This is a genomic window from Mesorhizobium sp. BR1-1-3 (assembly GCF_020165455.1).
GTDB lineage: Bacteria > Pseudomonadota > Alphaproteobacteria > Rhizobiales > Rhizobiaceae > Mesorhizobium > Mesorhizobium ciceri.
Map to the genome: position 1 here is coordinate 185054 of NZ_JAIUIC010000008.1, position 13463 is coordinate 198516.

Genomic DNA, 13463 nt, shown 5'->3' on the forward strand with positions numbered 1-13463 from the left:
GGCGGTCCGGCTGGGGAGTCTGTCTGCCCCTGCCTTTAGCCGATGCGGGCCGGTCGATAAAGCTGCTAGCGCTGGGCCAAGGCGGAGATTGGCAGCGTTGGCCGAAGCGCCAACCTACCCGACAAACCCCACTTTCTTGTGCGTGCCATCGCAGAACGGCTTGTTGGCGGAATGGCCGCAGCGGCAGAGGAAGGCGCGTTGTGTACGGTCGACCGTATGGCCGGTTCCGGTGACGATCTCGAGATTGCCCTCAAACTTGAGCGGGCCATTGGTGGTCGGCGTCACTTTCAGCGGACCGTTTCTCGCTTCGAGCGCCGGCGTGTCCTTCAGCTGCGGCTCGCCGGTGGCGGCAAAACCGGATTTGTTGTGGCTGCCGTCGCAGAACGGCTTGTTTTCCGAAGCGCCGCAGCGGCAGAGCGTGGCACGATAAGAAGTCTCGCCGTCGAGAACGATCTCGGCGTGTACTGCCAGCGGGCCGTTTTCCCGCAGCCGCACCGTGTTGACCACTGGTGCTTGCTCCTGCGGCCCGCCATCCTTCCTGACATAGGTGATGGCGCCCGACGGGCAGCTTTCGGCGATGGCGACGATCTTCTCGACGCTGGCCGCCTCGGGATGGATCCATTGACCCGGCGCGTTGGGCACGAAGACGTGCGGATCGCCGAGCACGCAGTTGCGCGAATGGATGCAGCGCTTGCCGGAAAACCCGACGTCGATCTTGTCGCTTTCGACCATGCCGGCCATAGCTGAGCTCCTTTTGCCTGAAGCACGTCGCGTCTGAACAGTTCGAGGCGGCGCGCGCTGCGTATTTGCACAGGCTATGGCTCCAGCCCGAAGACCGTCAAGCTGGCAAACCGGTCAGGGGACCAGTTCGATCTCCTCGGTCTCGCCGCCGCTGCAGGTGTAGCAGCAATCCTCGCATTTTTCCTTGTTGCCGGGGCCGACGCCCCAATAGGTGCCCTCGTCACCATCGACCCAGGCGCCGTAACAGATCGATTCCCCGGCGTTGCAGGATATCGGCAGCTGCTTGGTCTCGCCGTCGTCGAGGTAGAAGTCCTTGTCATCGCCCGGCCAGACATAGTCGCGGTCCTGGCTGTAGAGTTCGACGCGCATGGCGTTGGGGTGGCCGTTCTTGATGGCAAAGGTGACATCGTCGGCACGCGCCGCCGGCACGAGCAGCATGAGGAGAGACAGCGCGGCCAGCACGCGGCGCGCATAGGCATGAAACATGAGTAACCCCCTGAATAAGCGGCCCACCCGGCCGCGTGGCGACCATCGCACGCAGCGCTGAATCGCGGAAGTGGACCGGACGAGCCGATCCCTGACTTAATTTGGGTCCAACGAAAACTTCCGCGCTCTACGGCACCAGATCGATCGTCTCTGTCGAGTGTTCGACGCAGATGAAGCAGCAGGTGTCGCAAGGCTGGTCATTGTCCGGCCCGACGCCGGCCGAGAGGCTGTCATTGCCGTCGGCCCAGGCGCCATAGCAGATATGTTCGCCCTGATTGCAGGAGAACGGCACGGATTTCTGCGACCCTGGGGCGATCAGGAACACCTTGTCGTTGCCCGGCCAGACCGTCTCGCGGTCGCGGCTGAACAGCTCGACCGCGACTGCTTCCTTGCGCAGGTTCTTGACGAAGAAGGCCATGTCGGCGGCCTGCGCCGAGGCGGTGAAGACCAGCGCCGCCAGTGCAACCATACGAAACAGCGTCACGGCCTGGATCTCCCGAATCACCGCGGCAGAATCGCATGCCTGCCCGCAACTAGGAAGGTGTGGAACCCTGCGTCGCGATCTCATGCCCCAGCCGCACCGTTTCACGCACCAGCAGGTCGAGATCCTCGCGCCGTGTGCGATGATTGGTGATCGCCACGCGCAACCAGTGCTCGCCATGCACCGTGGTGTCCGAAAGGGCCGCAATGCCCTTTTCCTGCAGCCGCAGCATGATCTCCGTGTTGAGCGCCTTCAGAGCCTCGCCTGTCAGACCGGGCTGATAGCGGAAGCAGACGATGTTGACGGTCGGCGATGCCGCCAGCTGCAGCCGCGGCGCGGCCTCGATCAAGCCGGCAAGATAGACGGCCTGGGCAATGTTCTGGTCGATCAGGCGGCCGAATTTCTCGACACCGTGCTCCTTCAGCGCCATCCACACCTTCAGCGCGCGAAAACCGCGCGACGTCTGCAGGCCGTAGTCGTGCAGCCATTCGCCGGAAGCGAGGCCGCGCGGCGTCGATTCCAGATATTCCGGCGTCACCGCGAAGGTCCCGCGATGCGCGGCGGCATCCCTGACCAGGGCGCAGCCGACTTCGAACGGCGCGTGCAGCCATTTGTGGGGATCGAGCGCGACCGAATCCGCCCGTTCGATGCCGGCGACGCGATGGGCATTCTCAGGCGCAATGGCGATCAGCGCGCCGATGCAGCCGTCGACATGGAACCAGAGGCCTTCCTCATGTGACAGCTTCGCAAGCGCCTGCAAATCGTCGATCGCCCCGGTGTTGACGGTGCCCGCCGTACCGATGACGCAGGCCGGCTTGAACCCTGCCGCGCGGTCGTCTGTGATCGCTGCCCGCAAGGCGGCGATATCGATGCGCAGCCCGGCATCGGTCGGGATGCGGCGCAGTGCCCGGTTGCCGAGGCCAAGTGCCTCCATCGCCTTGCGGTGGCACGAGTGGATCTGCTCCGAGCCGTAGAAGCGCAGCGGCTCTTCGATGGCGGCGACACCATGCTCGCGCACGTCGATGCCGGCCTTGACGTTGCGCGCCACGGTCAGCCCGATGATGTTGGCCATCGAGCCGCCGCTGACCAGCGTGCCGCCGGCAGAAGCGGGAAAGCCCAGCATCTCCTTGCACCAGTTCACCACCTGGCTGTCCATCAGCCCGGCGGCGTGGTTGCCGCCGCCGAGGTTCGAGCCCTGGATTGCCGCAAGGAAATCGCCGAGCGCACCGGTGAAATTGCTCGACCCCATATACCAGGACCAGAAGCGCGGATGGATGTTGCCCATTGGATAGGACATCACCGTGCGGGACACCTCAGAATAGACCGCATCCAGCGGCGCCGGCGAGCGCGGCAGCGGCGCCGAGAAGGCCCCTCTCACATCGGCCGGCATCTCCCGCCAGACCGGGCGGTCGCGCACATCGCGGAGGTAATCGACCGCATCGTCGATGACCCGGTGCGACAGGGCCTGCACATCGGCCCAGTCCAGGGGATCGAGCGTTTCCTCGGCCAAAAGGCCGAGGTTTTCTTGCACGGCGTCCATACCAGATCTCCCGTCAAGCCGCCGGGAACTGGCAGCCGGGCGTCGAGCGCGACAGGGCGGTCTCGTCGGCATCCATCTCGGCCTCGATGCCGTCGAACAGCGGTGTCGACATGTAGCGTTCGCCGGTGTCGGGCAGCATGCACAGGATCACCGCACCGGCCGGCGCCTCCTCCGCGACCTGCCGTGCCACGGCGAAGGTCGCGCCGCCGGAAATGCCGGTGAAGATGCCCTCTTTGCGCGCCAATTCCCTCGCCCATTTGATGCCCTCGGGCCCGGCGATCGGCATCACCTCGTCATAGAGGCTGGTGTCGATCGCCTCCTGCAGCACGTTGGGGATGAAATCCGGCGTCCAGCCCTGGATCGGGTGCGGCTCGAAGGCTGGATGGCTGGCGGCGGGAGCACCATCGACGCCGCGCTGCTGGACCTTGCCGCTGCCGATGAGCTGCGCGTTGGCCGGCTCGGAGAGCACGATGCGGGTTTCCGGCCGCTCGCGGCGCAGCACGCGCGCCACGCCCACCACCGTGCCGCCGGTGCCATAGCCGGTGACGAAGCAATCAAGCCGCGAACCGGCGAAATCATTGACGATCTCGCGCGCCGTCGTTGCCTCGTGGATGGCGGCGTTGGCGGCCGTCTCGAATTGGCGGGCAAGGAACCAGCCATTGGCCTCGGCCAGTTCCACCGCCTTCTTGTACATGCCGAAACCTTTTTCGGCGCGCGGCGTCAGCACCACCTTGGCGCCCAGCATGCGCATCAGCTTGCGGCGCTCGACCGAAAAACTGTCGGCCATCGTGACGACCAGCGGATAGCCCTTTTGCGCGCAGACCATGGCGAGGCCAATGCCGGTGTTGCCGCTGGTCGCCTCGACCACCGTCTGGCCCGGCTTCAGCGCCCCGCTGCGCTCGCCCTCCTCGATGATGTTGAGCGCCAGCCGGTCCTTCACCGAGGCGCCGGGATTGAAATACTCGGCCTTGACGTAGATCGTCGCGTGGGACGGTCCGAGATTGTTGATGCGAACCACCGGCGTGTCGCCGACGGTGTCGAGAATGCTGTCGAACAGGCGGCCGCGCCCGGCCGTGGTTCTGATCTTCTGCTGCTGCAACATCTTGGTCTCCTTGATTGTCATCGCGTTTTGTCTTCACGGGCCGGTTACAAACCGGCGGGTTGGGCGGCGAGGTTTGGTGACCTTGCCGCGCTAGGACTGACATGCCGCACAGCGGCAATGGCCGTATCCGGCGCTGAGATCCGCTGCCGGATGCGCCGTGTCGTGTTTGGTGATACAGGAGAGGCCGACAGGCCAGCGTGGGAGCAGGCGTGGAAACGCACGTGGAATCCACTCGATCGAGGCCGGACGGCGACATGCCGGTCCTTTCCGTGCGCCTGCTCGGACCGCTGATGATCTCCCGCGACGGCGCTCCGGTTGCCCTGCCTGCGTCACGCAAGCTGCGCGCGCTGCTCGCCTATCTGGCGCTGGCGCCGCATCCGGTCAGCCGCAGTCGCCTGTGCGAGTTGTTGTGGGATGTGCCGAACGACCCAAGGGGCGAACTGCGCTGGTGCCTGAGCAAGCTGCGCGGCGCGCTTGACATGCCGGCCCGGCGCCGGGTCTCCACCCAAGGCGATACGGTCGCACTCGATCTCGACGATTGCCTGGTCGATGTGCTGGAGGTCAGCCGCGCCGCCGCGCAAGGGATCGGCACGCTTGACGTCGAGCGCTTGCGCGTGCTGGCCGGACTGTTTGCCGGCGATTTCCTCGACGGGCTGGAGCTCGAGCGCAGCCCGCATTTCAACAGCTGGCTGATCGCGCAGCGCCGCCGCTTCAGCGCTTGCCATGCCGCCGTGCTGGAACGCCTTGTCGCGAGCCTGCCGGCTTATAGTGACGAGGCGATCGCCCATCTCGACACATGGGTGGAACTGGCGCCGTTCGACACGTGCGGACATCTGGCGTTGCTGTCCAATCTGGCCGGGCGCGGCGAGGTCGGCGCGGCCGAAGAGCATCTGGCCGCGGCGGAACGATTGTTTCGGTCGGAGGAGCTCGATTTCGCACCGCTTCGCGCGGCCTGGCGGGCGATCCGCGACCGACAGTCGGGCACCTCGCTTCGAACGGCCTGCCTGTCCACGCTATCGCCACTGGTGGCCACCATGCCCACCGCACCCGGCCCGGTCGAGCCCAGCCACGCTTCGCTGGCGGTGATGCCGTTTGTCGAGGAGAGCGGCGGCACGCGCGGCGGATTGGCCGACGGTTTCACCCACGACATCATCACCCGCCTGGCCAAGCTCAGGGATTTCTTCGTCATCGCGCGCGGATCGGTGTTTGCGCTGGCAGAGCAGAACATCGCGCCCGAGGATGCCGGCCGCCGGCTGAATGTCGACTATGTCGCCACCGGCACGGTGCGCAGCCCGTCCGGCCGCCTCATCGTCAGCGTCGAGCTGATCGAGGTGCGCAGCGCCAGGATCGTCTGGGCCGAGACCTTCGAGCGCAGGCCCGATGACATCTTTTCCGTGCTCGACGACATCGGCAACAGCATCGTCTCCTCGATCTCGGCCGAGATCGAAACGGTCGAGCGCAACCGCGCCATGCTGAAGGCGCCCAGCTCGCTCAACGCCTGGGAGGCCTACCATCGCGGCCTCTGGCACATGTACCGCTTCACCCAGGCCGAAAACGAGCAGGCGCGGCATTTTTTTGCGCAGGCCTTGCAGCTCGACCCGACCTTCGCCCGCGCCTATGCCGGCCTGTCCTTCACCCACTGGCAGAACGCCTTCCAGCGCTGGGGCGACCGCGACCGCGAATGCGCGCTGGCGTTCGAGAGCGCCGGACACAGCCTGCTGGTCGACGACCACAATCCGGCCGCGCATTGGGCGATGGGCCGGGCGCTGTGGCTGCGCGGGGAGCAGGACGGCTCGCTGCTCGAACTCGAGCGGGCGGTCGATCTCAGCCCCAACTTCGCGCTCGGCCACTACGCTTTGTCCTTCGTGCATTCGCAGTCGGGCGACCCGCGAGCGGCGATAGGCTCTTCCGATCACTCGCGCCATCTCAGCCCGTTCGACCCGCTGCTGTTCGGCATGCTGGGCGCACGCGCCATGGCGCATGTCCGGCTCGGCCAGTTTGAGGAGGCGGCCGAATGGGCGCTGAAGGCGGCGGCGCGGCCCAACGCCCACGCCATCATACTGGCGATCGCCGCGCACTGCCTGGCGCTGGCCGGACGGCTCGACGAGGCGCGCGGCTTCGCCGCCGCCATCCGCAAGACAAGGCCGGACTATTGCGCCGACGATTTCATCGGCACCTTCCGCTTCGAACCGGATGCCGTAGCGCTGTTCCGGCAGGGCGCCAGCCGCATCGGGCTCAACTGAAGCCTGGATCGCCATCTTGGGGATCGCGTGGGAATTTCGCCTCAAATCCGCCGGGTTAACGAAGTCGGAAGGAGTTGTTTAACCGTTAGCTTCTATGTCACGGCCCGGGGGGCCGACAAAGTGAGTATGATGAGCAACAGCCCCGACAAGCGCAATGAATGGCGCGCCATATTTTACGTGCAGGCTCGCGTTGCCATCCTGTTTGTCCCGGTGGTTGCCAGCCTGCTGATCATAGCGGCGCTTGCCGGAAACGAACGCAAGTCGGTTCCCAGCATGATCGACCCGACCGTCACCGGCTCCGTGCGGTAGGCGCTATCGGTCGGCGTTAGCCCTCTCGGGGAGAGCGCCTTCTGAAGAAAAAGAAGGTCGAAGGAAAGGCCCTCCCGATCAACGAGGGAAGGCGCTATGCGCTTTTCCTGGGAAACCACTTCACACTTTCCCGGACTTGCTCCAGGAGAGCGTGCTTTCCGGCAGCATTCGCTTGAGCACGTCGTCCTTGCGGATGAAATGATGCCATAGCGCCGCGGCCGCGTGCACTCCGGCGAGGATGAGGATCGAATTGGCGCACAGGCTGTGCAGTTCCCTGATGAACCGGGCCGTGTCGCGGTCGGGCGATACCGGGGCCGGGATGGTGAAGAGGCCGAAGAAGCTCAAGGCGTCGCCCCTATACCAAGTCAGCAGGATGCCGAGAGCCGGAATGGTCACCAGCAGCGCATAGAGCAGCAGATGCGCGATCTTGGCCGCCCATCGTTCAAGCTCCGACATTTCCGTCTGCAGCCCTGGCGTTCCCAGTATCAGGCGCAGGCCGACGCGGATGACTACCAGCGCAACCAACAGCAGCCCGAACGAAATATGGAACCACCAGACGAGCGCGCGGCCGGGATCGCCGCGCGGAAAAAGTTCTTCCACATAGGTCAAGCCATAAAGGCCGATGACCAGCAGAAACACCGCCCAGTGAATGGCTTTTTGTGCGCTTGTATAGGTGGGGTGCATGCGAGCCTTCCAGTTTTGAATGTTTCTAAACTAGCCGCGATCATGTCAAAGCTTTGTCGGGCTCGGATGATCGTGAGCTGGCAGGACACTGGAACGGGTAAGCTGTCAGTTTGCGGACAGTCGGGCATCGAGCGCGTAATGCTGGACAAAGAAAAGCCCGGGCGAACCGGGCTCTTCTTCGGCGTCTCCAGGGCGCTCAAACAAAGCGCGGGATCGGACCGTTCTGCGGGGTCACATCGTCGCCGAGGTCGACAAACACCTCGTCGACATAGCACCATGCCCAGCCTTCGGGTGGATCGTAGCCCTCGATGATCGGATGCTTGGTGGCGTGGAAATGCTTGGTGGCGTGGCGGTTGGGCGAGTCGTCGCAGCAGCCGACATGGCCGCAGGTACGGCACAGCCGCAGATGCACCCATTTCGACCCGCTCTTCAGGCATTCCTCGCAGCCGAGCGCGCTCGGCGTGACCTTCCTGATGTCGCGCGTATGTCTGCATTCATCCATCATGGTCTCCCGGCCATTCGAAATGTGTCGGCGTTGCCGCGCGCGAGGTAGGCATGCAGAGCCGCGACCACCTGGGCGCCTTCGCCGACAGCCGCCGCGACCCGTTTGACCGAACCGGCGCGGACATCGCCTATGGCGAACACGCCGCTGCGGCTCGTCTCCATCTGCGCCGATCCTATGTCCGATCCGGTGCGCACGAAACCCCTTGCGTCCAGCGCGACATCGCAGTTGGCCAGCCAATCGGTGTTCGGATCGGCGCCGATGAAGAGAAAGAGATGGCGGATCGGGCGCGTCGTTTCCGCGCCGCTGGCGCGGTTGCGCCAGCGCACCATGGCAAGATTGCCCTCTTCGCCCTCCAGCGCCTCGATTTCGGTCCCGGTCAGCACTTCGATATTCGGCTGCGCCCTGATGCGCTCGACCAGATAGCGCGACATCGAGGCTTCGAGGCTGCCACCACGCGCCAGCAGCGCCACTTTCCGCGCATGGCTGGCGAGGTAAACCGCCGCTTGGCCCGCCGAATTGCCGGCGCCGACCAGCGCCACTTCCTGGCCGGCGCAAAGCCGCCCTTCTATGGGCGACGCCCAATAGTGCACGGACGTCCCCTCGAACCGCGCAAGATTGGCGATGTCGAGGCGGCGATAGCGCGCGCCGCTGGCGATCACCACGCTGCGCGTGCGCACGGTCTCGCCGTCACCGACATCGAGCAGATAGCGGGCGCCTGACGTGTCGGTGGCCGCGCTCAAAAGCTTCGCCTCGTCCGGGATGACCATTTCAACGCCGAATTTCTGCGCCTGGTTGTAGGCGCGCGCCATCAGCGCCATGCCGGTGATGCCGGTCGGGAAACCGAGATAGTTCTCGATGCGCGAGGAGGCGCCGGCCTGTCCGCCGAAGGCACGGCAATCGAGCACGATCGTCGACAGCCCTTCGGATGCCGCATAGACCGCCGCCGCCAGCCCTGCCGGGCCGGCGCCGACGATGGCCACGTCATACACCGTATCGGCATCGATCGGGCGCAACAGGCCGACGCAGCGGGCGAGGTCCTTTTCGCCGGGGTTCATCAGCAGCCTGCCGTTTGGACAGAGCACGATCGGCAGGTGGTGCGGATCGACCTCGAAGCGTTCGACCAGCGTTTTGGCGCAGGGATCGCTGTCGGAATCGAGCACGCGGTGCGGCTGGCCGCTGCGCGCCAGAAAACCCTGCAGCCGCAACACGTCGGCATTGTCCTGGGGTCCGATGATGATCGGCCCGCTGGTGGCGCTCTCCAAAAGCCCGACGCGGCGCAGGATCAGCGCCCGCATGATGCGCTCGCCGAGATTGGCCTCCTGCACCATCAGGTCGCGCAGCCGCTGCGAGGCGATGACGAACGCCTCCACCGGCTCGGCGGCCTGCGCATTCACCAGCGAGGGACGGGCCGAAAGCTGCGCCAGCTCACCGACAAAGCTGCCCGGGCCGTGCGTGACGATCGTCTCGCGCCGGCCGAGCCCGCCGTCCTGGGTGATGTCCACGCTACCCGACAGCACGACGATCAGGCCGGGCGCCACATCGCCTGCCGTGACGATGTTCTCGCCGGCCGCATAGGTGCTGGCCTCGCCGAACCGGCGCATGCGGTCGATGTCCACCTCGGCCAGCGTGGGGAACGCCTGGTCGCGGCGGGCACCGAAGATCGGGTTGGTGGATTGAGCCATGGTTTTGAGCGTAGCGAAGCGGCCGCGGAGTTTGAAGCGGTTTGTGAGGGGACTGGCCGGAAGGGGAGGTGGGCTGAAAAGAAAAAGCCCGGACGAACCGGGCTTTTTCTCTAAGTTTCTGAACCGTCAAGTGGCTCGAAACGGGAATTTGGTGCCCAGAAGAGGACTCGAACCTCCACTCCTTGCGGAACACGGACCTGAACCGTGCGCGTCTACCAATTCCGCCATCTGGGCTGGTGCGGGCTCATGTAAGCGGGCAAGCGATGTGTGTCAACGCGCTTTTTTCGCGGTTGCTCCGTTCGCCGGCTCAGTCGTCCAGCACTTCCTTGGAAGCGACGGTGGAATCGGCGTTGAGCTGGTAGATGACCGGCACGCCGGTGCCGAGTTCCAGCTTGACGATCTCCTCGCCCGACTTGCCGTCGAGCGCCATGATCAGCGCGCGCAGGGAGTTGCCGTGCGCGGCGACCAGCACGGTGCCGCCGCGAAGCACGTGCGGCTGCAAATCGTGCAGGTAATAGGGCCAGACGCGGGCGCCGGTGTCCTTCAGGCTTTCGCCGGCAGGCGGCGGCACGTCGTAGGAGCGGCGCCAGACATGCACCTGCTCCTCGCCCCATTTCTTGCGGGCGTCGTCCTTGTTGAGGCCGGAGAGGTCGCCATAGTCGCGCTCGTTGAGCGCCTGGTCGCGGATGGTCTTCAGGTCGCCCTGGCCGACCGCGTCGAGGATGTGCTGGCAGGTCTTTTGCGCCCGGATCAGCGCCGAGGTGAAGGCGATGTCGAATTTCAGGCCACGCGCCTTGAGCTTTTGCCCGGCGGCCTTGGCCTCGGCGTGGCCCTGTTCGGTCAGGTCGACGTCGCGCCAGCCGGTGAACAGGTTCTTCAAATTCCATTCGCTCTGGCCGTGGCGCACGAGCACGAGGGTTCGCGACATGTTTGCTCCTTCAGGTTTATGGATCAGGCCGGCTCAGCTGAGGCCGAGCACGTCCCGCATCGAATACAGTCCCGGCTTTTTGCCGCGCGCCCAAAGCGCCGCCTTGACGGCGCCGCGGGCGAAGATGGCGCGGTCCTCGGCGTGGTGCGACAGGGTGATGCGCTCGCCGGTTCCGGCCAGCATCACGCTGTGGTCGCCGACGACAGAGCCGCCGCGCAACGTGGCAAAGCCGATCGAGCCCGTCTTGCGCACCCCGGTGTGGCCGTCGCGGACGCGCACGTCGTTGCCTGAGAGCTCGATACCACGCCCGGCGGCGGCGGCTTCACCCAGCAGCAGCGCCGTGCCCGAAGGCGCGTCGACCTTGTGCTTGTGGTGCATTTCGAGGATCTCGATGTCGAAATCGTCGGCATCGAGCGCGCGCGCCGCCTGCTCGACCAGCACCGCCAGCAGATTGACGCCGAGGCTCATATTGCCCGACTTGACGATCGTCGCATGGCGCGCCGCCGCAGCGATCCTGGCATTGTCATCGGCCGAACAGCCGGTAGTGCCGATGACATGGACGATGCGCGCCTGCGCCGCGTAGCCGGCGAATTCGACCGTCGAAGCAGGCGTGGTGAAATCGAGCACACCGTCGGCCTTGGCGAACACCGGCAGCGGATCGTCGCTGATCGGCACGTTGATGATGCCGATGCCGGCCAGCTCGCCGGCATCCTTGCCCAGATGCGGCGAATCCGCCCGCTCGACCGCGCCGATGACCCGCGCGCCTGATATAGAGTGGATGGCGCGGATCAGCGTCTGGCCCATGCGGCCGGCGGCGCCTACCACCACCAGGCCCATATCATTTGCCGGTCCGTCGGTTGCGGGCGTGGCGCTCATGTCGTGCTCCCGGCGATGCTCTGCGTGTCGATGCCTTGTGACAGGCGTTGCGCCGAAGTCCGGATCGGCGCGCTGTCGTCGACAAGCCCCAGACCCTTGACGCCCTGGATGCGGTGGAAGCGGGCATAGACGCTGTGCGGATCGGCCATCAGCGAGGCGTGCGTGCCTTCCTCGACCAGCCGTCCCTGTTCCATGACGATGATGTGGTCGGCATTGACCACCGTTGACAGCCGGTGCGCGATGACGATGGTGGTGCGGCCTTCCATGACCTTTGTCAGCGCCTGCTGGACGCGAGCCTCGGCCTCGTTGTCGAGCGCCGATGTCGCTTCGTCGAGCAAAAGGATCGGTGCCTGCCGCACGATGGCCCGCGCGATCGAGACGCGCTGGCGCTGGCCGCCGGACAGCGTCACGCCATTCTCGCCGACTGGCGTGTCGTAGCCCTGCGGCTGCTGGCGAATGAAGTCGTCGGCCGCGGCTTGGCCCGCGGCCTGTTCGATCTCGGCATCGGTGGCGCTCAGCCGGCCGTAGCGGATATTGTCGCGGATAGTGCCTTCGAACAGATAGGGCTGCTGCGAGACATAGGCGATGGAACCGCGCAGCGACTGTTTGGTGACCTTCGAGATGTCCTGGCCGTCGATCTCGATCGACCCAGCCTCGACATCGTAGAAGCGCTGCAGCAGCGCCACCAATGTCGTCTTGCCGGCGCCCGAAGCGCCGACGATTGCCGTCACCTTGCCGGCCGCGGCGACGAAACTCAGATCCTGCAGCACCGGAGCCTCCTCGACATAGCGGAAGGAGACGTTGTTGAAACGCACTTCGCCGGAGGTGAATTTCGCCTCGGCGGCGCCTTGGGCGTCGCTCTGCTGCGGCTCGATGTCGAGAAGCTCGTAGATCATGCGCGCATTCACAAGCGCGCGTTCCATGCCGACCTGCATGCGCGCCAGACGGCGGGCCGGATCATAGGCGAGCGTCAGCGCGGTGATGAAGGAAAACACCGCGCCCGGCGGCTGGCCGAGAACGGTGGCCCGGTAGCCGGAATAGGCGATGACGCTGGCGAAGGCGATGCCGGCCAGCAGTTCGGAAACCGGCGTCAGCCGCTCGGAGACGCGAGCGATCTTGTTCGACCGCTGCTCGGCATCCTCGGCGAGCTGGCTGATCCGGCGCGACAGCTCGTCCTCCATGGTGAAGGCCTTGACGATGGCGATGCCTTGCGTGGCTTCCTGCATGGCGCCGATCAGCCGAGAGTTGATCTGCACCGATTCGCGCGTGATGCGGCGCACCCGGCGCATTAGATAGGTGACGGTCCAGATCAGCGGCGGCCCGATCAGCAGCGAACTCAAGGAGAGTATCGGATCCTGATAGATCATCACGCCGACCAGGCCGACCAGCGAGACGGCATCACGCGCGGTCGAGGTCACCGTCATCGACAACAGGTCGCGAATGCCGTTGACGTTCTCGTTGACCTGCGCGGCCAGCCGCCCGGACCTTGTGTCGTTGAAGAAGGAGACGCCAAGCTTCATCAGATGGTTGAAGATGCGCTGCTGATAGCGCGCCACCAGATTGTTGCCGATCCTGGCCATCGTCACCGCCTGGCCGTAGCCGGCAAGGCCGCGCAGGATGAAGGCACCGAGCAGTGCGGCGCAGATCCATGGGATCAGGTCGCCGCGTCGTTCGTAGAAGATCTGGTTGACGACCGGGCTCATGATCCAGGCGGCAAGCGCCGTCGTCGCCGACACGGTCAGCAGGCAGAGGATGGTGAAAACATACGCGCCCCGATAGTCGCGGCCATTTTCCTGGAGGATACGGCGGATGACCGCCACGATCTCTCCCGCACGGGGTTTCGACAAATTGGGGGGCTGAAATGTCAAATTGGAGCGCTTCGTAGA

At 65.3% G+C, this 13463-nt stretch carries 13 protein-coding genes and 1 tRNA gene; 2 read left to right on the forward strand and 12 right to left on the reverse strand.

The features are described from left to right. Window positions 1–114 precede the first annotated feature (114 nt). From LB559_RS19490 to cysK, 5 genes are all read right to left on the reverse strand, one after another. On the reverse strand, window positions 115–741 hold the full coding sequence (locus LB559_RS19490; protein WP_027161191.1) for a CDGSH iron-sulfur domain-containing protein: 627 nt from the start codon (window positions 739–741) through the stop codon (window positions 115–117). A 114-nt stretch (window positions 742–855) separates the two neighbouring features. After that, window positions 856–1227 carry a hypothetical protein gene (locus tag LB559_RS19495; RefSeq protein ID WP_064992726.1) on the reverse strand — a complete coding sequence of 124 codons (372 nt, stop codon included), beginning with the start codon at window positions 1225–1227 and terminating at the stop codon, window positions 856–858. A 127-nt stretch (window positions 1228–1354) separates the two neighbouring features. After that, window positions 1355–1711, reverse strand: a complete 357-nt coding sequence (locus LB559_RS19500) for a hypothetical protein (protein WP_024502169.1) — start codon at window positions 1709–1711, stop codon at window positions 1355–1357. Between the two features lie 49 nt (window positions 1712–1760). Further along, window positions 1761–3248 (reverse strand): pyridoxal phosphate-dependent decarboxylase family protein, encoded by a 1488-nt coding sequence (locus tag LB559_RS19505; protein ID WP_224674767.1) that lies wholly within the window; start codon window positions 3246–3248, stop codon window positions 1761–1763. 13 nt (window positions 3249–3261) lie between these two features. After that, complete coding sequence (gene cysK / locus LB559_RS19510) at window positions 3262–4350, reverse strand: cysteine synthase A (RefSeq protein ID WP_127368096.1); 1089 nt, start codon at window positions 4348–4350, stop codon at window positions 3262–3264. Window positions 4351–4604: 254 nt separating this feature from the next. On the opposite strand from cysK, the gene LB559_RS19515 reads away from it, so the two are divergent. Together LB559_RS19515 and LB559_RS19520 are read left to right on the forward strand one after the other, a co-directional pair. Then, on the forward strand, window positions 4605–6593 hold the full coding sequence (locus tag LB559_RS19515) for a transcriptional regulator (protein WP_224674768.1): 1989 nt from the start codon (window positions 4605–4607) through the stop codon (window positions 6591–6593). A gap of 129 nt (window positions 6594–6722) precedes the next feature. Further along, the gene (locus tag LB559_RS19520; RefSeq protein ID WP_023814179.1) at window positions 6723–6902 is read left to right on the forward strand and encodes a hypothetical protein; all 180 of its coding nucleotides are present in this window, start codon (window positions 6723–6725) and stop codon (window positions 6900–6902) included. A 120-nt stretch (window positions 6903–7022) separates the two neighbouring features. Here the strand turns inward: LB559_RS19520 and LB559_RS19525 are convergent, their stop codons facing one another. From LB559_RS19525 to LB559_RS19555, 7 genes are all read right to left on the reverse strand, one after another. Then, window positions 7023–7586 (reverse strand): cytochrome b, encoded by a 564-nt coding sequence (locus LB559_RS19525; protein ID WP_013528613.1) that lies wholly within the window; start codon window positions 7584–7586, stop codon window positions 7023–7025. Between the two features lie 196 nt (window positions 7587–7782). Beyond that, window positions 7783–8091, reverse strand: coding sequence for a UBP-type zinc finger domain-containing protein (locus LB559_RS19530; protein WP_063173483.1), 309 nt, complete (start codon window positions 8089–8091; stop codon window positions 7783–7785). After that, window positions 8088–9773 carry an FAD-dependent oxidoreductase gene (locus LB559_RS19535; RefSeq protein ID WP_224674769.1) on the reverse strand — a complete coding sequence of 562 codons (1686 nt, stop codon included), beginning with the start codon at window positions 9771–9773 and terminating at the stop codon, window positions 8088–8090. The genes LB559_RS19530 and LB559_RS19535 overlap by 4 nt, the downstream gene beginning before the upstream one ends. Before the next feature lie 149 nt (window positions 9774–9922). Next, window positions 9923–10007 (reverse strand) — tRNA-Leu (locus LB559_RS19540). Between the two features lie 73 nt (window positions 10008–10080). Next, window positions 10081–10701: a 2,3-bisphosphoglycerate-dependent phosphoglycerate mutase gene (locus LB559_RS19545; protein WP_013528615.1), complete on the reverse strand. Its 621-nt coding sequence runs from the start codon at window positions 10699–10701 to the stop codon at window positions 10081–10083. A gap of 33 nt (window positions 10702–10734) precedes the next feature. Then, a complete protein-coding gene (gene dapB / locus LB559_RS19550) occupies window positions 10735–11577 on the reverse strand; it encodes a 4-hydroxy-tetrahydrodipicolinate reductase (protein ID WP_024502174.1) in 843 nt (280 codons plus the stop codon). After that, complete coding sequence (locus LB559_RS19555) at window positions 11574–13445, reverse strand: ABC transporter ATP-binding protein (protein WP_024502175.1); 1872 nt, start codon at window positions 13443–13445, stop codon at window positions 11574–11576. Before LB559_RS19555 ends, dapB begins: the two co-directional genes overlap by 4 nt. Window positions 13446–13463 lie beyond the last annotated feature (18 nt).

What these genes read in the sequence shown, in the direction of transcription:
- LB559_RS19490 (WP_027161191.1), bottom strand. Translation starts at nt 741, where the DNA reads ATGGCCGGCATGGTCGAAAGCGACAAGATCGACGTCGGGTTTTCCGGC.
- LB559_RS19495 (WP_064992726.1), bottom strand. Translation starts at nt 1,227, where the DNA reads ATGTTTCATGCCTATGCGCGCCGCGTGCTGGCCGCGCTGTCTCTCCTC.
- LB559_RS19505 (WP_224674767.1), bottom strand. Translation starts at nt 3,248, where the DNA reads ATGGACGCCGTGCAAGAAAACCTCGGCCTTTTGGCCGAGGAAACGCTC.
- cysK (WP_127368096.1), bottom strand. Translation starts at nt 4,350, where the DNA reads ATGTTGCAGCAGCAGAAGATCAGAACCACGGCCGGGCGCGGCCGCCTG.
- LB559_RS19515 (WP_224674768.1), top strand. Translation starts at nt 4,605, where the DNA reads ATGCCGGTCCTTTCCGTGCGCCTGCTCGGACCGCTGATGATCTCCCGC.
- LB559_RS19520 (WP_023814179.1), top strand. Translation starts at nt 6,723, where the DNA reads ATGAGCAACAGCCCCGACAAGCGCAATGAATGGCGCGCCATATTTTAC.
- LB559_RS19525 (WP_013528613.1), bottom strand. Translation starts at nt 7,586, where the DNA reads ATGCACCCCACCTATACAAGCGCACAAAAAGCCATTCACTGGGCGGTG.
- LB559_RS19530 (WP_063173483.1), bottom strand. Translation starts at nt 8,091, where the DNA reads ATGATGGATGAATGCAGACATACGCGCGACATCAGGAAGGTCACGCCG.
- LB559_RS19535 (WP_224674769.1), bottom strand. Translation starts at nt 9,773, where the DNA reads ATGGCTCAATCCACCAACCCGATCTTCGGTGCCCGCCGCGACCAGGCG.
- LB559_RS19545 (WP_013528615.1), bottom strand. Translation starts at nt 10,701, where the DNA reads ATGTCGCGAACCCTCGTGCTCGTGCGCCACGGCCAGAGCGAATGGAAT.
- dapB (WP_024502174.1), bottom strand. Translation starts at nt 11,577, where the DNA reads ATGAGCGCCACGCCCGCAACCGACGGACCGGCAAATGATATGGGCCTG.